The following is an 18,232-nucleotide window of genomic DNA, read 5'->3' as shown; positions in this document are numbered from 1 at the left end:
CATTGCAGTACACGTTCGACTGGAATCTCGTTCTCTCGGGTGAGCGTCTCGACTGGATAGTGCAGGGGGTCATCACCACCTGCCAGCTTTCAGGCCTTTCACTCGTGCTCGCCATGCTGCTGGGTACGCTTATCGCCGTCATGCGCCTTTCCGGCGTACGGCCTTTCGTGTGGTTCAGCGTTGCCTTTACGGAGTTCTTCCGTAACACGCCGCTTCTGGTGCAGATATTCTTCTGGTACTTCGGTTCCGACGCCGTATTGCCCGACGCCGTGAACCAGTGGTTGTACAAGCAGAACTTCGAATTCGCGGCGGGGGTCATCTCGCTCACCGTCTATACCGCCGCGTTCATCGCCGAAGAGATACGTTCCGGTATCTTCTCCATTCCCCGCACGCAGCTTGAAGCCTCACGCGCATGCGGCCTGTCGTTCATGCAGGCCATGTCCTACGTCGTGCTGCCGCAGGCCTTTCGCATCATCGTGCCGCCGCTCATCTCGCAGGCGCTCAACCTGTTCAAGAACTCTTCGCTGTGCATGACCATCGGTGTCATGGAACTCACCTACATGGCCCGCCAGATAGAGTCGTACACGTTCCACGGCTTCGAGGCGTTCACCGTGAGCACGCTCATCTACCTGTGCATATCGCTCATGGTCTCGCTTCTCATCAACCTGTACAACACGCACTTCCTGCGGACGATCAAATACTAGGGGGTGCACCATGCAGTGGGATGTCGTCTGGAACAATATGAACTATCTGCTCGTCGGGTCGTACCCCGACGGGCCTCTCGGTGGCATGGCCATGAGCATCCTCCTCGCTATAGGGGGTATCTTCGGGGCCTTCTGGCTTGGTCTGGCCTTCGGCCTTATGCGCCTTTCGGAAAAATGGTGGGTGCGCGCCCCCGCCATCGTGTATGTCGAGGTCATACGCGGCATTCCGCTGCTCATGCTCATCTTCTGGTTCTATTTTCTCGCTCCCATCGCTCTTGGGCACACCCTGCCCGAGGCGGAGAGCGCCCTCATCGCCTTCATCGTGTTCACCGGCGCCTACATCGCGGAGATAGTGCGCGCTGGCGTGCTGGCCCTGCCCGCAGGACAGATGGAGGCCGCACGCGGTACGGGGCTTTCGAAGACGCAGGCCATGCTCTTCGTCATCCTGCCGCAGGCATTGCGCAACATGATTCCCTCGTTCGTGAACCAGTTCGTCAGTTTGACCAAAGACACCTCGCTGGCGTACATCATCGGCGTATCGGAACTGACCCGCACCGCGACGCAGGTGAACAACCGCACGCTCACGGCGCCGACTGAAATCTTTCTGACCATCGCCCTGATGTATTTCGTCATCTGCTGGGTGCTCACGGCCACGAGTCGACGGCTTGAAAAGCAGATGGCGCGGTATCAGGCGCGAACATGAGCCATGCCGCAACTACACAGACTTGACATCATCGTGCCCGAGGAAAGCGCAGAGCTCACCTCGGGCCTTCTTTCGCAGAAGGTCGCCTTCGGGTGGGAAGAGGAATCGCTGCCCACCGGAGAGGTGCGTCTGCGCGTCCACTGCGAGAACGCCCCTTTCATAGAAGCCCTCGTGGCCGACGTGCGGGCCTTCCTGCCCGACGCCCTGCTTGACCGTGAAGACGTCGAGGCCGCCGACTGGCTTGCCTCGTGGCGCGAGTTCTTCACACCCGTCCCCGTGGGCACGCACTTTCTGGTCATTCCCCCGTGGCTGCGCGACAGTGCCCCTCTCGAAGGGCGCATGCCCATCGTCATCGAACCCAAGACGGCGTTCGGTACCGGACACCATCCTACCACGGCCCTTTGCCTTGGCGTGGTGTCGCAACTGGCGGCGGAAGGTCGCATCCGCGCCGGAATGAGCTTTCTCGACCTCGGCACGGGGTCGGGTATTCTCGGCATCGGCTGCGCATTGCTCGGACTTTCCGGCACAGGCACCGACATCGACCCCCTCGCGGTGGAGAACGCCGATGAGAACCGCCACATCAACGGTGTGGCAGAGGCGTTCGACGTCATGGCGGGCAGCACCGAAGTCGTGCGCGGGCGCACCTTCGACGTGGTGCTGGCCAACATCCTCGCGCAGCCGCTGAAGGAACTTGCCGCCGACATCACGGCCCTCAAGGGTGACGCGGGCTGCCTCGTCCTCTCCGGGCTTCTCGAAGTGCAGGCCGACGGCGTCGAGGCCGCCTACAGGGCGCAGGGCCTCGGCCCGGCCCGACGCATCATCGATGGCGAGTGGGCCGCGCTGGTCTGGGAATAGCGTTCGTGGCGGGCGTGGGGGGAACTTCACGCCCGCCAGTCGTGTAGCCGCCCCTGCACCTCGCGGCGGCCCTGCGGCATACGTGGTATGCCTGCCGCCGGTCTTTCGGTCTTCACCCGTCCGGCAGTCCCGTCGTGAAGTGTCGGGCTGTCCGGTCCCATCTCCAGCACCTTGCCATGTATGCTCTTGTCGTCAGTCCTGTCAGTCCCGTCTGTTGCGATGCGCTGTCGTAACGGCTAGAGTCCCGTCATGCGAAGCGACAGGCAACGACTTCTCCTTGACATGTACGCGGCGATGTCTGCCCGCCTCGGCCCAAGCGGCTGGTGGCCCGGCGAGACTCCCCTTGAGGTGGCCATAGGGGCCGTGCTCACCCAGAATACGGCGTGGGGCAATGTGGAGAAGGCCATCGCCAACCTGCGTGATGCCGGTCTTCTCTCGGATGTGGGCGCGCTTCTCGCCGCTTCGCCCCAGTTGGTCGAGGCCTGCATCAGGCCTTCGGGCTATTTCCGCATGAAGACGACCCGTCTGCGTGACCTCATGCTCTTCTTCGACGAGGCCTGCGCGGGCGACCTCGACGCGCTTTCGGCGTCTGCCGGGGAGGACGGTGACGCCCTGCGTGAGCGCCTGCTGTCCGTGAAGGGCATCGGCCCGGAGACTGCCGACTCCATCCTGCTCTATGCCTTCGGGCATCCCTCCTTCGTGGTCGATGCGTACACGCGTCGCATCCTCTCGCGGCACGGCCTTCTGCCCGAGGATGTCCACTACGACGAGATGCGTGACTTCTTCATGGATGTTCTCGACCCCGACCCGGTGCTCTACAACGAATTCCACGCCCTCATCGTCCGGGTGGCCAAAGGGTGGTGCCACAAGTCCCGTCCCGACTGCGCGGCGTGCCCTCTCGGTCCCTTCATGGAAGGGTGCGCGTGCTAGGGGTGCGAGTGCTAGGGACGCGCGGCCTGATGGGGCACGGTCTGACCGTAGGCCATGCGGCCCCCTCGGCCCCGGTATGGCTGGCGTTGCTTCTTGTGGCACTGTGCTGCCTTGTCGTCACACCTGCCCATGCCGCCCCGTCCAGTGAGAAGGAATTACGCGAGGCCATCAGTGAAGAGCGTGCCCGTGAGAAGGCCCGTCGCGACAGCCTCGCCAGACTCTCTGCGCAAGAGCGTTCGCTCAACGCCAATCTTGCCGCCGCTGAAGACCGTATCGCCCTGCTGGAGAGCAAGGTGGCGAAGCAGGAGGCTGAACTCGCGCTGCTGGAGTCGGCTGTGGGTGATGTGCGTCAGGCACTGGAACGCCTCCAGAAGGATCGTGATGCGTCAGAGGCCGAACTCGCACGGCTCATGTCCATGCTCTGGCCCCTGCACGTGCGGCAGGAGGGTACCGGCGGGCGCGACATCGAGGACTGGCAGACCGCAGAACGCGAATATACGTGGACGCAGGAGATATACCGCAGCATAGAGACGCATCGTGCCGAGTTGCGTCACCAGCAGGAGGCCATCTCCGCCTCGCTTGAGAAGCGCGAGACCCTCATGGCCGAAGTGCGGACGCAGGTGGCCCGCATCAGCGCGGACAGGGACAGCCTCTTGCAGGACAAGTTGCGGTTCAGGCAGCAGTTGTCCGACGTGCGGCGCGAGAAGCAGGATGCCGAAGGTGAACTGCGCGACGTGCTGGCCCTCATACAGGAGTTCAACGTACGCCTTGAGCAGATGGCGGGGCGCGACATCTCCAAGATGAAGGGCAGACTGCCGTGGCCTGCGGAAGGGCGGGTGGTCCGCCGCTGGGCGCCGGAGGCCAACCCGCCGGTGCGCGGCGTGGGCATCGCCCTGCGCGAGGGCACGCCCGTGCGTGCGGTGGCGTGGGGCAAGGTGGTGCATAACGACGTGTTGCGCGGCTTCGGTCGTGTGGTCATTCTCATGCACGACAAGGCCTATTACACGCTCTACGCGTTCCTTGCCGACAGCCCCCTGCGGGTGGGACAGGAGGTGGGGGCGGGTGCGGCTGTGGGCGCCGCGGGCTTCTACCCCGGTGCCGACGGGCCCGGAGTCTATTTCGAATTGCGTTTTCATCAAAAAGCCATTAACCCTGATGGGTGGTTAACTAGGGCCAACTAGCGACGTTATCTGGCTTTCGGAGGATCATCGGTATGCGCGTTACGTTATGGGTGGTATCGCTGGGCCTGTGTGCCGCGGTCGCCTTTTCAGGTGGAGCAGTCTTCGCGACCACCGAAGAGTCCAAGTATGACGCGCTGAAGCGCTTCAGTCAGGTGCTCGACATCGTCGAGCGCTACTACGTGCGCGACGTGCCCCGCAAGGACCTCATGAACGGAGCGGTGAAGGGCATGTTGCAGGGGCTTGACCCCCACTCCACCTTCCTCTCCCCGGAAGAATTCAAGGAGATGCAGGAGACCACCTCTGGTGAGTTCTTCGGCATCGGCATCGAGATATCCAGCGAGAACGGGCAACTCACCGTTGTGTCGCCCATCGAGGACACTCCTGCGTTCAAGGCGGGACTCAAGGCGGGCGACCTCATTCTCGCCGTCGACGGGCAGCCCACGCAGGAGATGAGCACGCAGGAGGCCGTATCGCGCATTCGCGGGCCCAAGGGCAGCGAAGTGGAACTGCTCATCCTGCATCGCGAAGCCAAGGCCCCCAGCACGGTGAAAATCGTGCGCGACGCCATCCCCCTCGTCAGCGTCAAGTCGAAGCAGCTTGAGCAGGGGTACGTGTGGGTGCGCCTCACCCGCTTCAGCGAACGTACGACCAGCGACCTGCTGGAAGCACTGCGCGAGGCGAACAAGCGCGGGCCCGTCAAGGGCGTGGTGCTCGACCTGCGCAACAACCCCGGCGGTCTGCTTGACCAGGCCGTGAGCGTGTCCGACGTGTTCCTGCGTGACGGGGGCATCGTCTCCATCCGCGGGCGCGGCGACGACACGGGGCGTGAGTACAACGCCAAGGCGCAGTCCACCGACGTGACCGCGCCCATGGTGGTGCTCATCAACGCCGGGTCTGCCTCCGCTTCGGAGATCGTCGCCGGGGCCCTGCGCGACCAGAAGCGCGCGCTTCTGGTGGGTGAACGCAGCTTCGGCAAGGGGTCGGTGCAGAACGTCATCCCGCTTTCCGACGGCGCGGGACTCAAGCTCACGGTTGCACTGTACTACACGCCCAATGGCCGTTCCATTCAGGCCGAGGGCATCGACCCTGACATTGAGATTCCCTTCGAAGCCCCGCGTGAGGACGACGCCAAACCCATGCAGCGTTTCAACATGTTGCGGGAGAAGGATCTTTCGCGTCATCTGGAGAACGGTGCCGGGGGCAAGCAGGGCAAGAACGACCAGTCTGACGAGGTGCGTGACCTGCTTGAACGCGACAACCAGTTGCGCATGGCATTGCAGTTCGTGAAGCGGCTGCCCGCCTTGAAGGAAATACGCTAGAAGGCATACCGGAAGACGGTGTGCGAGACGCAGATACGGAGGGGCGCGGGTGACCGCGCCCTCCTTCCGTATGGGATACCATGGCCGCCAAACGCCCGCAGAAGAAAAGCAGCACAGCCAAGGGAGACGGCACGTCAGGCCGTTCACGCGGCAGTGGCACCAAGTCTGGCACCCGCAAGGGAAGCAAGACCCCCGCAGCTACAGAGAAGACCCTGACGCGACTTGTCATCGTCATCATGGGGGTGCTGTGCCTCGTCTTCACGGTCATGGCCGGGTACTGGCTGTGGCAGGGCGGGGCTGATGCCACACGGCCCGTACCCCCCTCGAAGACCGAACGTCAGAAGACCCCCGCGGCAACCTCTCCCGCGAGGCCGACGCCAGCGCAGCCTTCCGCCACAGCCGGGAAGGTGCAGTCGGGTGAAGCCTCAAGGACGACCGGTAAGGGCGTACACGCCGACGCGCAGTCTGATGCCTCGACACCGGGTGGGGACGCGGACAAGGCCGCGCCGTCCGTGCCCCGAAACGCCACTTCCGACGCCGTGGACGGTGAGGGCGCGGTGCGTGCCCCGGTCAACGCCGGGGCCTTGCCCTACGAGGAATCCCTCGACGCCCCGCTGGAAGAAGGGGTGAAGCAGGTCGACTACGCGCTGGTGCAGACGCTGGTGCGTCTCGGCATCGCGCGGGAGAGGCTGCGCATCGCGAGCGTCGAGACACGCAACGAACAGGGCGAAAGCTACCATTTCCAGCAGATGACACTGGGTGTCGGCGACGCCCCCGACCGTTTCGTCAAGGCGTTCGTCGAAGCTCTTTCCGTATGGGCCGAGCGTGCGCAGATGCGCAAGAAGGCCGATGACCTCATTGAGGTCTACGTGGGCGGGGTGCTCACGCATGAGATCACCCTTTCGTTGTATGAGTCGGTGGAAGAGCCCCGTCCCGGAACCCCGGTGGAAGGCGCGTTGCTTGCCATCGTCATCGATGACATAGGCGAGAGCATGGGGGCGGTGCGTGACCTGCTGAAGCTCGACTACCCCGTCACCTTCGCGGTGTGGCCCAGAAGCTCGCATGCGCGTGAGGCTGCGGAGGCGGCACACCGCGCCGGACGTGAGGTGATGATCCACCAGCCCATGGAACCGCTCAAGTATCCGTCGGTGAAGCCGGGGCCGGGTGCCATCTATGTACGGATGGGCAGTGACGAGATAGAGGCGACGCTGCGGGACAACCTCGCCCGGGTACCCCACGCCGTGGGCCTCAACAACCATATGGGGTCGCGTTTCACGCAGGACACCCGTGGCGTACGCGCCGTATGTGACGCGCTGGAGGGCAAGGGGCTCTTCGTGCTCGACAGCGTGACGCATTCCGGGTCGGTCTTCTATCGTGAGGCGCGCAAGGCAGGGTTGCCCGCCGGAAAGCGCAACGTGTTCCTTGATGTCATCCACGACAAGCGCAACATCATGTTCCAGCTCGACAAGGCGGCGCGCGTAGCCCATGAACAGGGCGTGGCTGTCGCCATCGGGCATCCTCTCGCCGAGACAGTGGCGGCACTCAAGGAGTGGCAGCGTACGCGCGACAAGTCGGTGCGTATCGTGACCATGCGTCAGCTGCTTGATGCGGAGACGACTGCGCGCCGATGACAGGTGCCGGAGAGACGGGCCATTCCCGGATGCTGTGCCGGGTGCTCATGCCAGAGGCCGATGCAGATGGCGATGCAGCTGTCGGGCGTTGTGGGCGACGCCGGACGCCGACGCCGGATGTGGCGGCCTGTGCGACATGACCTGCGCGTGAACGGCGGGTGTCCGGCGTGAGGTGTAGAGGCAAGCCACTGGCACTACGGTTTTGATCAGATGTTTCATGCCCTCCGGCGGTGTGCCGTCGCCGGATTCTCCCCCCTGCGGGTGGGGGGATAGCGAATCATGTCACCACAAGGCGACGGGTGCGCCGTTGAGGAGCGGAACACCTATACCGCTGATGTCGAGGACGTCGATGATGCCGTTGATGTCGGGCAAGCCGACTGACGTGCCGCGTCGACCGGGTCGCATGTGTGGTGATGTACGGGCGTCACGGGCGGGAATCCCGTTGCGCCCCTGTAACGCACAGGTGAATGGCACCTGTGTGCAACCCCTAGCGGACGACGCGTCCTGTTCCGTTGACGCGGGTCGTCCGAACTGCAAGTGGAGGTAGTACCGTGGTTGAACGTACATTTTCGATCATCAAGCCCGACGCCGTAGAGCGCAATCTGCAGGGCGAGGTCCTCGCCATGATCCAGGGCGCAGGGCTCAAGGTCGTCGCCATGAAGATGATCCATCTGACCAAGGCGCAGGCCGAAGGCTTCTATGCCGTGCACCGTGAGCGTCCCTTCTTCGATAGCCTGACCACCTACATGTGCTCCGGCCCGGTGGTCTGCTCGGTGCTCGAAGGCGAGAATGCCATCAGCCGGTATCGTGAAATCATGGGGGCCACCAACCCGGCCAATGCCGCGGAAGGTACCATCCGGAAGAAGTACGCCGTGAGCCTCGAGGCCAACTCGGTTCACGGTTCCGACGCCCCTGAAACCGCCGCGTTCGAGATCTCGTACTTCTTCAACGCGCTGGAGATCGTAGGCTAATGCAAACAACACTCGGCTGCATAGGTTGCGGCAACATGGGCTCCGCCATTCTGCGCGGGCTTTCCGGACGTGAAGGACTGCGTCTTGTCGGCTGCGACCCCACGGGCGCCAAGCTGGCTGCGCTTGCCGACGCGGGCGTCGAAGGGGTGGCTGACATCGCCGCCGCCGTGCGCGCTTCGGACATTGTTCTCGTGGCCGTGAAGCCGGGTCAGGTCGGCGCGGTGCTTGGTGCGGCCATGCCGGAACTCGATTCCGGCAAGGTCGTGGTCTCCATCGCCTCGGGCGTGTCCGTCGGCTCACTGCGTGAGATGAGCGGCGGGCGTTGTCCTGTGGTGCGCGTCATGCCCAACACCCCCGCCATGGTGGGGGCGGGCGTCTTCGCCCTGTGCTTCGAGGACGCGACCCTCGATGAGGTACGCCGCACTCTCGTGAAGGAGCTTTTCGAGGCGCTTGGCCGTGTGCTGGTGCTGCCTGAAGAGAAGTTCAACGCCTTCACGGCGGTCGTGGGCTGTGGCCCGGCCTATGTCTTCCATTTCATGGAAGCCGTGGTCGAGGCTGCGGTGACGCTGGGCTTTCCGCGTCATGAGGCGACGGACATGGTGGTCGACCTCTTCGCCGGTTCGGTGAAGCTGGCTGCCACATCAGGTACGCATCTCTCTCTGCTTCGCGAGGCCGTGTGTTCGCCAGCGGGCAACACCATCGCCGCCATGAACCAGTTCGACAGGGATGCCGTGCGCGGACGCATCATCGACGCCATCCTCGCCGCCTACAGGCGTGGGCAGGAGATGGAACGCTAGAGCGTCGGGTGCGGTGCATGTCCATGCGCCGTCCATGTGATTGAAAGAACGCCCTCCGTCGCAAGACGGAGGGCGTTCTCGCAGGCATGGCAATGGGTTCCGGTTGCATCGGCGTCAGGCCGCAAGAGGGCACGGCCCGATCATCTGTGGCCAAGGGCCGGGACGGGGTGTCTCCCTGCCGTCCCCTGCGGGGGACCCTGAATCCCTCCCGCAGTCAGCACCCAGCGCGTTACACAGGGGCGTTGAATCAGGCCATATGGGGATGTCTCGCCGCTGACCTGTCGCCGCCCGGTCTGTGGTGGCGGGCTGTCCCGTGTGTGAGGGGGCGTGCTACATGAACAGGTCGGCGTCGCTCGGTGTCCTGTCCCACTGTATCTTGCCGCGACTCTTCTTGAATTTGCGCAGCAGCACGTAGACCGCCCCGGCACCGCCGTCGGTAGGCTGTGCCGTGCAGAAGGCGAGCACCACCCGTTTGAACGGGTCGCGGGTAAGCCACGATTGCAGCTTCTCACGCAGGATGCCGAGGCCATCCGGCGAATTGCGACCACGTCCCGGAATGACCAGCACGGTACGCAGCCCCTTGAGATAGGCCCCGCGAAAGAAACCGACCAGCGACTGGTAAGCCTGCAAGGCGTTCAGCCCGTGCAGGTCAAGGTGCGCTTCGGGGCTGTATTGCCCGGCGCGAAGCTTGCCGATGGTCAACTCGTCCAGCCCCACCACATGCCCTTCGAGGTATTCTTCCGTGTACTCAAGGGCGAACTCGATGCGTCCCTCAAGGAAGTCCTGCACGGGGTCGCGTCCGGAGGTCGCCGCCTTGCCCGGTGTCACGGCGGGGGGCACTTCGCGCCCCTTGCCCGACAGGGGCGTGATGCCGCGCATGGCTGTGGCGAACGACATGTCATCGTCATCATCGCCGGATGTCGCGCGGGTGGGGTGTTGCGTCCCGTGGTCGCTGACGGCATGGCGTGAACGTTCACGCACGTCGAGGCGTCGCTGCGAGGTCTTCACGTCGGGATGGCTGGCAGGGCCTTGGATTGGCTGTCCATGCGGGGCTTCCGGCAGCAGGACGTCCGCATCCGCTTGCTGTGCATTCTCGCGAAGCGACTTGAACGCCGGGTGCTGCCCCAGTGCGAAACTGCCCTCATCTGCGGGCTGGATGCCAGCCTTGTCGCGCAGTGCGGCTTCCATGGCGGGCGTCGGACGACCATGGGCGTCACGGGCACGGGGCGTCCCCTCATGGCCGGTGGGTGTGGCCGGATTGACGGCGCCGGAAGCAGGCTGGGGGGCATGGGGCGTACCTGAAGCGCCGCCCTCTCTGTGTCCCTTGTTCGTCTTGCCGCCCTTGCCGGGTGAAGGTGCCTTGCCGGAAGGGGCATCAAGACGCTGTACGCCGCCCATGGCTGCGGCGAAGGCTTCGGATTCGTCGTCGGGGAGGGCGACCGAATGGCGTGCTGGTTCGGGTTTCTTTTCCGCAGAGGCGGTTCGCGCATCGCGAAACTGGCGTTTCTGGAGGGCGCGGAAGGGATTGGTGTCGTCTATCGGCGTATCGTGCTTGGACATGACAGGCTCCTGTAAGAGCGCGATTGTTCATCCGCCGGGGGGCGCATGTCAAGACGGCGCGTGCTGTGAGACGATGGCAGGGGGATGGTGAAGGGATGGCGGAAACGTACGCGCCCTGACGCACTCTGCACAGATGGACGGTCGTGCGCGTCATGGAGGCGTGGGTGCATACGTTGAAGCCGAGGGGGGCGCCGTAAGGCGCGGGGCCAGGCACGGAGGCGGGCACGGGGCCGGGTACGGGACCGGACGCAAAGGGCGGCCCGCCTGTGCGGGCCGCCCCGGGATGAGCGAGAAGAGACGGGTTATGCCTTGGCGGCGTCCAGCCCCAGCGCCGCGTCGATGACCGGACGCAGTGCCAGCGCGGTGGGGCGTTCGGGGTGATGCTTGATGTACACCCATCCCTCGTCACCGCTGCGGACGACCTGCGGGTCGAGGGGCAGCGCGGCGAGGAAAGGTACGGCCATCTCCTTGGCGAGGGCTTCGCCGCCGCCTTTGCCGAACAACTCTTCGATGTTGCCGCATTGCGAGCAGACGATGCCGCTCATGTTCTCCACGAGGCCGAGTACGGGAATGCCTATCTCGGCGCAGAAGCCGAGGGAACGGCGTACGTCGTCGATGGCCACGGCCTGCGGCGTGGTGACCACGAGGGCGTGGGCACCGGGGTTGAGCAGCTGTACGGCGGAGAGAGGTTCGTCACCCGTGCCGGGAGGGCAGTCGACGATGAGGTAGTCGAGGTCGCCCCATTCCACATCGCCGACGAGTTGCTGGATGAAGCCTATCTTGACCGGTCCGCGCCAGATGACGGCCTGTTGCCCGTTCGGCAGAAAGAAGCCCAGCGACATGACCTTGAGGTTGTCACCCCACATGACGGGCTTGATGAGGTCGCCCTCAACATCCACCTTCGACTGGTCGAGGCAGAGAAGGCGCGGGATGCTCGGGCCATGCACGTCGACGTCGAGCAGGCCCACGCGCTTGCCGGCAAGAGCGAGACCTGCGGCGAGGTTCGCCGCCACGGTGCTCTTGCCCACGCCGCCCTTGCCGGACATGACGACGATGCGGTGTCTGATGCGGGCGAGATTGTCCTTGAGCCGTTTCTGTGCGGCCATGGCCTCAAGGTCTTGGGCGCCGCTACCGCCGCAGCCGCCCTGCGCCGTGCTGGAGCAGCCGGAACATGCTTCACTCATGCCTTGGCCTCCGCTGCGGCGCGCTTGGCCTTGAGGGCCTCACGCAGCCAGTCGTACCACGGGGCCAACCCCTCGCCGCTGCGGCATGAAAGCTCGTAGATGGTGAGGTTCTGGTTCAGACGGGTGGAGAAGCGGCGTGCCCGTTCCACGTCGAAGTCGACGTAGGGCAGAAGGTCCACCTTGTTGAGCAGCATGACGGACGAAAGGTTGAAGAGCAGCGGATACTTCTCCGGCTTGTCGTCGCCTTCGGTGACGCTGAGCAGGGCCACCTTGTGGTCTTCGCCGCAGTCGAACTCCACCGGGCAGACGAGGTTGCCGACGTTCTCGATGAAGAGGATGTCGAGGTCTGCGAGGTCGAAGTTGCTGATGGCGTCGAGCACCATGTTGCTGTCGAGGTGGCAGCCGCCGTCGGTGTTGATCTGCACGGCACGGGCGCCCGTGGCGGCGACGCGGCGTGCGTCGTTGTCGGTCTGGAGGTCGCCCTCGACGACGGCCATGCGGAATTCGTCGCGCAGGTCGGTGAGAGTGCGTTCAAGCACCGAGGTCTTGCCCGCCCCGGGCGAACTGATGAGGTTGAGCACCAGCACGCCGTGGCGTGCGAAAAGCTTGCGGAGCTGGTCGGCCATCTTGTCGTTGGCCTCCAGCACGTTGCGAATCACCGGAATGTCCATGTCGGCTCCGTCATTCGGCTTCGATGTGTTCGACATAGAGGTCGCGCCCGGAAAGGACGGTGTGACCCACCTCCTCGCCACATGCGGGGCACGGGCTGAAGAGCAGTTCACGTCCCTCCGGCTCGAACTCCCTGCCGCAGCCCCCGCAGGCCAGACGCACCGGGTTCTGGACAAGCTCTATCCGTGCGCCCTCGAAATCCGTCCCGGTCGTGAGCACCTCGAAGGCGAATTCGAGGGCTTCGGGGACGAGATTGGCAAGAGCGCCGTACCGGACGCGCACGAGAAGCAGTTTTTCGACCTCGTGCTTGCCCAGTTCTTCCCTGACGATGTCAAGAAGGCTTGTGGCTACGGACATTTCATGCATGTGCCTTGGATACTGGAAAAGCCAGAGGGCGTCCACCCCGCCCGCCGTCTCCCCCGTCGTCTCACCTGTCGCCCCGTCCGTTCGATCCTCCCCCTGTCCCTCTGCCTCTTGTCCCCGCCCGCCAGACACCAAGGCCGCCTGCCATCCGCCCTGTCACACCTTCTGTTCCGTCACATTTCAGGGTGCGCAAGGAGCGCTCACCCGTTTGCAAGCGGTGGGAAAAGGGGTATGTCTCCGTTGCCGAACCTTGCAATGCAGGGCCGGGGAGGAGCGATGCACACCGGAGCTTTCATCGGCGTTCATGCCACGCGTCCGCGAGGCGGTGACGGTCGACTCAAGCGGTACTGGTTCGTATGGGATGACGGAGACCGTTATCTCGTCCAGCCGCTCGACGGTGCCTATCAGCCGGCTGGCGATGTCCGGCCTGTGAGCGCGGCCACCTTTCGCGATGATTTCGAGCCGCAACCGGGCATTCTCGCCGTTCCGCTGCGGGATTTCGAACCGCAGCCAGCCCGCGATGGCGTCCAGGGCGGTGACGCGGGGGAAGACGAACTCGAACATGAGTTGCGCGCCGGGTTCGCACTCGGTATGACGCGATTGCGCAACGGAGACCGCGAAGGGGCGCTTCGTCTCTTCGAGCATGTCCTTGCCACCGAAGAGGGTGTCGGGCCTGTCCATAAGCATCTGTTCACGGAGTTCGGCATCCATTTGCGTAAACGCAGGCTTCTGAAGACGGCCTGCGACTTTCACCGAAGGGTGCTTGCGCTGTCACCAGAGGACAGCCATGCGCATTTCAACGCCGCTCGCGCCTTGTACGAAGACGGAGACATCGACGCGGCGGTGAGGCATCTCAACCATTCACTCAACATATCGCCCGACCTTGAACCGGCATCGCTGTTCCTTGCCTATATAGAACGGCATCGTCCGGCGGGAGAGGGCGCAGGTTCCGGTGGCACGACGACCGGGACAACGCAGGAGACCAGACGCTGATGAACAAGAATATCGCCATGCTCATCGTCGCCGTGTTGCTGTTCGCCATGGCGCTCATTGCGGTCAACCAGTTCTCTTCCGGCGAGCCAGACCCCACGGCCCCCGCAGGGGTGACGGCGGGCCCTGAGGTCACCGGGCAGGTGACGGAACAAGCTGGCACTGTCGACGCCGGTAACGCCGCGACCGGGAACGGCACCATGCCCGGTGGCCTGATGCCCCTCGATAACGGCACGTTGCGTGAGCTTTCCCCGGCGGGTGAGGCTGGCGGTGCCGGAACGCTGGCAGACCCGCGTGGTCTTGCCGGTGTGCAGCCGGGCGAAGAGGAGGGCCCGCTGGTCGACCAGCCCGGTCTGAAGCCCGAAACGCACAAGGCTGCCAAGGCTGTGCCCAGTCAGCCTGCCCATGCCGCGAAGCCCGCGCAGAAGACGGAACACAAGCCTGCGCAGAAGGAGGCCGCTAAAGCCCCGGCCAAGGCTGAAGCCCCGAAGCCTGCCAAGACAGAAGCCGTCAAGGCCGCACCTGCCAAGGTCGAGCCCGCCAAGAAGCAGGCTGCTGCCCCGGCTGCCAAGACCGAAGCCGCACCTGCGCCCAAGGCCACCTCTGGCGGTCAGACCGCGAAGGCGAGCATCAAGTTCGAAGGCAGCACAGCCGTGCTGCATCTTGAAGGTGCTTCCGGCGCGCAGTACAAGTCGTTCGTCCTCAAGGAACCCGACCGTATGGTCGTCGACCTCGTCGGGGCGTGGACCGTCAACGTGCCCACCGTGCCTTCCAACAGGGTCATCAAGGCCGTTCGCGTGGGCAAGCCCGGAGAGAAGACGCGCATCGTCCTCGACCTCGACAAGGGGCCTGACGGGCATGAGGTCGTCAAGAAGGGCGGAGCCCTTGAAGTCCGCGTGAAGTAGTCTGAAGCAGCGGGGCGTGTCCCCGTTGATGATACAGAAAACCCCCGTCACGAATGCCGTGGCGGGGGTTCATCGTTGTTTCGTCAACAGCGTTGTCTAGGCGACGTCGAAGCCTATGCGTCGTATGGCATCCTTGACCTTCTCGATATCCACCGACGCGGTCTCCGTCCATGAAGCCTGTGCCTTTTCAAGGCTCACGTCCACGTCCTTGACGCCGGGGATGTCCGACAGGGCTTTGGTGACAGACATCTTACAATGATTGCAGGACATTCCCTGCACGTTGAGAGTGGGCATGTCGTTCCTCCTGATAATGATTATCTTGCCATGTACGCCAATGTGGCTATCTTGAAAAGGGTTTGTCATAGCCTCGCTAGTCGGGGCGGGCATTCTCTTTTCCCCGTGCGAAGGCAGGATAAGCGGCTTGTCCCGGTCGGGACTATGCTCGTCGGCAAGTCTTCGCAGCAGCGGAAGCAACGTAGAGATAGCCACCCTCTTGGACTGTGCAAGCACGGATGTCCGTTGCCGGACACTGCGCGCGCGATGCGACCGGGTGAACAGGAGGAGTCATGGATAGCCAGACCGATTCCGTGAGACACCGTAGCCGGATGCCGGTGCGGGGCATGACATGCGCCGTGTGCGCCGGACGCATCGAGAAGATGGTCGGCCGCATGGAAGGTGTGGAGACCGTGGCGGTGAATCTTGCCACGGAGGTCATGGATGTGACGTGGGATGACCGCACGGACCTCGACGCCATCGTCCGGCAGGTGTCCGCCCTCGGCTTCGAAGCCATGCCCCCGGACGCCGCCCCTGCGGGAGGGGGGAACGACCTGCGTTTCGCCGTTTCGGGCATGACCTGCGCCGTGTGTGCCGGACGCATCGAGAAGGTGGTGGGCACCATGGACGGGGTCGGGGCGGTGTCTGTGAACCTCGCTGCCGAGACCGCACAGGTGACGCCCCTGCCCGGTGTGGACGCCGGGTCGCTGGCGGCCTCCGTCGTAGAACGCATCAGCGGGCTTGGTTTCGGTGCCACCTTGCAGGAACAGGCAGCGGATGCGGCGTCGAGTGCGTCGCTGTGGGAAAGGCAGCGGCATGATGCCGACGCCAGGCTTGCCCGCATGAAGGCGCGTCTTGTCCCGGAATTCGGCTTCACCGTACCGCTTCTGCTGCTTTCGATGGGGCACATGATGGGGTTGCCCTTGCCCGGTTTCCTGCATCCCGCCCATTCTCCGCTGACGTTCGCCGTGGCCCAGCTTCTGCTCACGTTGCCCGTCATGTGGTCGGGGCGCGACTTCTACCGCATCGGTTTCGGCAACCTGCGTCGTCTGTCTCCCAACATGGACTCCCTTGTGGCGCTGGGCACGGGGGCAGCCTTCATCTACAGCCTGTGGAACACCGTGGAGATAGCCCTTGGCGTGGACGTGGCGCACCGGGTGATGGACCTCTACTATGAATCGGCGGCGGTGCTCATCACGCTGGTCTCGCTGGGCAAGTACTTCGAGATGCGCTCACGTGCGCGCACGTCAGAGGCCATCAAGTCGCTCATGGACCTCGCCCCGGAGACTGCGTTGCGTCTTGTGTCTGCTGACGGCGGGCCAGCTGTCGGGCACGAGGCCGGAGACGGCACGAACGTGGCTGTGCAGGAAGTTCCGGTGGCGGAGGTGCGTGCGGGCGACCTGTTGCAGGTGCGTCCGGGGGCTCGCATCCCCGTCGACGGCACGGTGGTGTCCGGCACATCCAGCGTGGACGAATCCATGCTCACGGGCGAAAGCCTGCCCGTCTCGAAGACGGGCGGAGACAGCGTGGCGGGTGGCACGATCAACCGTCTCGGTACCTTCGTCATGCGTGCAGAACGCGTGGGGGCCGATACCGTGCTGGCGCGCATCATCCGTCTCGTGGAGGAGGCACAGGGGTCGAAGGCCCCCATCGCCAACATCGCAGACAGGGTGAGCCTGTACTTCGTCCCGACGGTCATGGCCCTTGCTGTGCTGGCGGGGGTGGGGTGGTATACGGTGGGAGACGCCGATTTCACCTTCGCGCTGCGCATCTTCGTGGCGGTCATGGTCATCGCCTGCCCGTGCGCCATGGGGCTTGCCACGCCCACCTCCATCATGGTGGGCACGGGACGCGGGGCGCAGCTGGGCATTCTGGTGAAGAGCGGGGCCGCACTGGAGACAGCCGGTCGCGTCGACACCGTGGTCTTCGACAAGACGGGGACCCTCACGGAGGGCAAGCCGCGTCTTGTCCATGTGAGTGCCGTTGAAGACGGCCCGTGGCAGACTGACGTGTCCGCGTCGGGCGGGGACGGCACGCAAGGCGGCGCATCTGGCATGCGCCTCACGCAGCCGCTTGCACCGGATGTGGCCGAAGACACGCCTCGCCGGATGGTACTGCGGCTTGCGGCTTCGCTGGAGGCCGTATCCGAGCACCCGCTGGCGGAGGCCATCCTCGCCGGGGCTGCGGAGGCGGGCATCGCCCCGTGGCCGGTTGAGGCTTTCGAGGCCGTGCCGGGGCGTGGCGTGCGCGGGCGTGTGCGTACCGATGCCGGAGAGTCTGGCGTCCTTCTGGGCAACCATGCCTTCATGGCTGAAGCAGGTGTTGCGGGGCTGGATGCCCATGGCTTGCGGGAGATGCTCGATGCCCTCGCCGACGCGGGCGTCACGCCACTGCTGCTTGCCGCCGCCGGGGAGATGCGCGGCATCGTCGGTGTGGCAGACCCGCTGCGCGCCGAAGCGCGCGGAGTGCTGGAACGCCTGCGCCAGTGCGGTGTGCGCGCTGTCATGCTGACCGGCGACAACAGGCGCACGGCAGAGGCCATCGCCCGTCAGGCGGGCATGGATGAGGTCGTCGCCGAGGTCATGCCCGATGCCAAGGAACGCGAAGTGTCCCGGTTGCAGGGTGAGGGCCGCGTGGTGGCCATGGTGGGCGACGGTATCAACGACGCCCCGGCCCTTGCGAGGGCCGATGTGGGCATTGCCATGGGCACGGGTATCGACGTGGCGGTGGAGGCGGGAGACATCGTGCTCTTGCGTGGCGGGCTGACGAGTGTGCCCGTGGCCATGCAATTGAGCCGTGCCACCATGCGCAACATCCGCCAGAATCTCTTCTGGGCCTTCGGCTACAATGTGCTTGGCATCCCTGTCGCTGCGGGGCTGCTGTATGCCTTCGGCGGGCCGACGCTGTCGCCCATGCTTGCCGGTGCGGCCATGGCCCTGTCTTCGGTCTCAGTGGTCGGCAACGCCCTGCGGCTGCGGCTGTTCACGCCTGAACGCGGAGGCACTTGCTGATTCCCATACCCTGAATGCGTTCGGGGGGCACCTCATCGAGAGGTGCCCCCCGACGTTTCTGGAGGGGGTATGCTATTCTCGAACTGCCGTCGGGGTTCAGCGGCGGGGCCTGCTGCCACACCCCGAATCAGGGGCGTGGCCGGATCTGTCCGGGACAAATCCGGAGCGAATCCGGAAAGGTAGGTA

Annotated in this window: 18 protein-coding genes; 12 read left to right on the top strand and 6 right to left on the bottom strand. The window is 64.6% G+C overall.

The annotated features are described in order from the left end of the window. Nucleotides 1-2 precede the first annotated feature (2 nt). The 7 genes from DVU_RS10985 (at nt 3) to DVU_RS10955 (ending at nt 7,323) form a co-directional block, all read left to right on the top strand. Nucleotides 3-704, top strand: coding sequence for an amino acid ABC transporter permease (locus DVU_RS10985; protein WP_010939614.1), 702 nt, complete (start codon nt 3-5; stop codon nt 702-704). Between the two features lie 10 nt (nt 705-714). Further along, on the top strand, nt 715-1,407 hold the full coding sequence (locus DVU_RS10980; RefSeq protein WP_010939613.1) for an amino acid ABC transporter permease: 693 nt from the start codon (nt 715-717) through the stop codon (nt 1,405-1,407). Between the two features lie 3 nt (nt 1,408-1,410). Continuing rightward, entirely contained in the window at nt 1,411-2,262 is an 852-nt protein-coding gene (locus tag DVU_RS10975; RefSeq protein ID WP_010939612.1) for a 50S ribosomal protein L11 methyltransferase, read from the top strand. Nucleotides 2,263-2,511: 249 nt separating this feature from the next. After that, the gene (locus tag DVU_RS10970) at nt 2,512-3,192 is read left to right on the top strand and encodes an endonuclease III domain-containing protein (RefSeq protein WP_010939611.1); all 681 of its coding nucleotides are present in this window, start codon (nt 2,512-2,514) and stop codon (nt 3,190-3,192) included. 8 nt (nt 3,193-3,200) lie between these two features. Continuing rightward, nucleotides 3,201-4,373, top strand: a complete 1,173-nt coding sequence (locus tag DVU_RS10965; protein WP_223294660.1) for a murein hydrolase activator EnvC family protein — start codon at nt 3,201-3,203, stop codon at nt 4,371-4,373. Between the two features lie 32 nt (nt 4,374-4,405). Beyond that, nucleotides 4,406-5,692 (top strand): S41 family peptidase, encoded by a 1,287-nt coding sequence (locus DVU_RS10960; protein WP_010939609.1) that lies wholly within the window; start codon nt 4,406-4,408, stop codon nt 5,690-5,692. A gap of 80 nt (nt 5,693-5,772) precedes the next feature. Beyond that, nucleotides 5,773-7,323, top strand: coding sequence for a divergent polysaccharide deacetylase family protein (locus DVU_RS10955; RefSeq protein ID WP_010939608.1), 1,551 nt, complete (start codon nt 5,773-5,775; stop codon nt 7,321-7,323). Between the two features lie 282 nt (nt 7,324-7,605). On the opposite strand, the gene DVU_RS10950 is transcribed toward DVU_RS10955, so the two are convergent. After that, nucleotides 7,606-7,797 carry a hypothetical protein gene (locus DVU_RS10950; RefSeq protein WP_164928137.1) on the bottom strand — a complete coding sequence of 64 codons (192 nt, stop codon included), beginning with the start codon at nt 7,795-7,797 and terminating at the stop codon, nt 7,606-7,608. Between the two features lie 77 nt (nt 7,798-7,874). Between DVU_RS10950 and ndk the strand changes: the two genes are divergently transcribed. Then, nucleotides 7,875-8,294: a nucleoside-diphosphate kinase gene (gene ndk, locus DVU_RS10945; protein WP_010939606.1), complete on the top strand. Its 420-nt coding sequence runs from the start codon at nt 7,875-7,877 to the stop codon at nt 8,292-8,294. After that, nucleotides 8,294-9,091, top strand: a complete 798-nt coding sequence (gene proC, locus DVU_RS10940; protein WP_010939605.1) for a pyrroline-5-carboxylate reductase — start codon at nt 8,294-8,296, stop codon at nt 9,089-9,091. The genes ndk and proC overlap by 1 nt, the downstream gene beginning before the upstream one ends. Before the next feature lie 330 nt (nt 9,092-9,421). Here the strand turns inward: proC and DVU_RS10935 are convergent, their stop codons facing one another. From DVU_RS10935 to DVU_RS10920, 4 genes are all read right to left on the bottom strand, one after another. Next, nucleotides 9,422-10,651 carry a Smr/MutS family protein gene (locus DVU_RS10935; RefSeq protein ID WP_010939604.1) on the bottom strand — a complete coding sequence of 410 codons (1,230 nt, stop codon included), beginning with the start codon at nt 10,649-10,651 and terminating at the stop codon, nt 9,422-9,424. A gap of 302 nt (nt 10,652-10,953) precedes the next feature. Further along, nucleotides 10,954-11,835: an Mrp/NBP35 family ATP-binding protein gene (locus DVU_RS10930; RefSeq protein WP_010939603.1), complete on the bottom strand. Its 882-nt coding sequence runs from the start codon at nt 11,833-11,835 to the stop codon at nt 10,954-10,956. Further along, entirely contained in the window at nt 11,832-12,506 is a 675-nt protein-coding gene (gene hypB, locus DVU_RS10925; RefSeq protein WP_010939602.1) for a hydrogenase nickel incorporation protein HypB, read from the bottom strand. Before hypB ends, DVU_RS10930 begins: the two co-directional genes overlap by 4 nt. Nucleotides 12,507-12,516: 10 nt before the next feature. Continuing rightward, nucleotides 12,517-12,870, bottom strand: coding sequence for a hydrogenase maturation nickel metallochaperone HypA/HybF (locus DVU_RS10920; RefSeq protein ID WP_010939601.1), 354 nt, complete (start codon nt 12,868-12,870; stop codon nt 12,517-12,519). A gap of 273 nt (nt 12,871-13,143) precedes the next feature. On the opposite strand from DVU_RS10920, the gene DVU_RS10915 reads away from it, so the two are divergent. Together DVU_RS10915 and DVU_RS10910 are read left to right on the top strand one after the other, a co-directional pair. After that, on the top strand, nt 13,144-13,860 hold the full coding sequence (locus tag DVU_RS10915) for a tetratricopeptide repeat protein (protein ID WP_049775581.1): 717 nt from the start codon (nt 13,144-13,146) through the stop codon (nt 13,858-13,860). Further along, on the top strand, nt 13,860-14,762 hold the full coding sequence (locus tag DVU_RS10910; protein WP_010939600.1) for an AMIN domain-containing protein: 903 nt from the start codon (nt 13,860-13,862) through the stop codon (nt 14,760-14,762). The genes DVU_RS10915 and DVU_RS10910 overlap by 1 nt, the downstream gene beginning before the upstream one ends. A 96-nt stretch (nt 14,763-14,858) precedes the next feature. Here DVU_RS10910 and DVU_RS10905 read toward each other — a convergent pair whose 3' ends face one another. Then, nucleotides 14,859-15,056 carry a heavy-metal-associated domain-containing protein gene (locus DVU_RS10905; protein WP_010939599.1) on the bottom strand — a complete coding sequence of 66 codons (198 nt, stop codon included), beginning with the start codon at nt 15,054-15,056 and terminating at the stop codon, nt 14,859-14,861. Between the two features lie 272 nt (nt 15,057-15,328). Between DVU_RS10905 and DVU_RS10900 the strand changes: the two genes are divergently transcribed. Continuing rightward, complete coding sequence (locus DVU_RS10900; protein ID WP_010939598.1) at nt 15,329-18,046, top strand: heavy metal translocating P-type ATPase; 2,718 nt, start codon at nt 15,329-15,331, stop codon at nt 18,044-18,046. Nucleotides 18,047-18,232: the final 186 nt, after the last annotated feature.

The organism is Nitratidesulfovibrio vulgaris str. Hildenborough (genome assembly GCF_000195755.1).
GTDB lineage: Bacteria > Desulfobacterota > Desulfovibrionia > Desulfovibrionales > Desulfovibrionaceae > Nitratidesulfovibrio > Nitratidesulfovibrio vulgaris.
This window is presented reverse-complemented; position numbering and strand designations above follow the sequence as displayed.

Bases quoted from the DNA above. Each gene is read 5' to 3' on its own strand.
- DVU_RS10900 (WP_010939598.1), top strand. From the start codon at position 15,329: ATGGATAGCCAGACCGATTCCGTGAGACACCGTAGCCGGATGCCGGTG.
- DVU_RS10920 (WP_010939601.1), bottom strand. From the start codon at position 12,870: ATGCATGAAATGTCCGTAGCCACAAGCCTTCTTGACATCGTCAGGGAA.
- DVU_RS10980 (WP_010939613.1), top strand. From the start codon at position 715: ATGCAGTGGGATGTCGTCTGGAACAATATGAACTATCTGCTCGTCGGG.
- DVU_RS10905 (WP_010939599.1), bottom strand. From the start codon at position 15,056: ATGCCCACTCTCAACGTGCAGGGAATGTCCTGCAATCATTGTAAGATG.
- DVU_RS10970 (WP_010939611.1), top strand. From the start codon at position 2,512: ATGCGAAGCGACAGGCAACGACTTCTCCTTGACATGTACGCGGCGATG.
- DVU_RS10910 (WP_010939600.1), top strand. From the start codon at position 13,860: ATGAACAAGAATATCGCCATGCTCATCGTCGCCGTGTTGCTGTTCGCC.
- DVU_RS10935 (WP_010939604.1), bottom strand. From the start codon at position 10,651: ATGTCCAAGCACGATACGCCGATAGACGACACCAATCCCTTCCGCGCC.
- DVU_RS10975 (WP_010939612.1), top strand. From the start codon at position 1,411: ATGCCGCAACTACACAGACTTGACATCATCGTGCCCGAGGAAAGCGCA.
- proC (WP_010939605.1), top strand. From the start codon at position 8,294: ATGCAAACAACACTCGGCTGCATAGGTTGCGGCAACATGGGCTCCGCC.
- DVU_RS10960 (WP_010939609.1), top strand. From the start codon at position 4,406: ATGCGCGTTACGTTATGGGTGGTATCGCTGGGCCTGTGTGCCGCGGTC.
- DVU_RS10930 (WP_010939603.1), bottom strand. From the start codon at position 11,835: ATGAGTGAAGCATGTTCCGGCTGCTCCAGCACGGCGCAGGGCGGCTGC.
- hypB (WP_010939602.1), bottom strand. From the start codon at position 12,506: ATGGACATTCCGGTGATTCGCAACGTGCTGGAGGCCAACGACAAGATG.
- DVU_RS10955 (WP_010939608.1), top strand. From the start codon at position 5,773: ATGGCCGCCAAACGCCCGCAGAAGAAAAGCAGCACAGCCAAGGGAGAC.
- DVU_RS10915 (WP_049775581.1), top strand. From the start codon at position 13,144: ATGCACACCGGAGCTTTCATCGGCGTTCATGCCACGCGTCCGCGAGGC.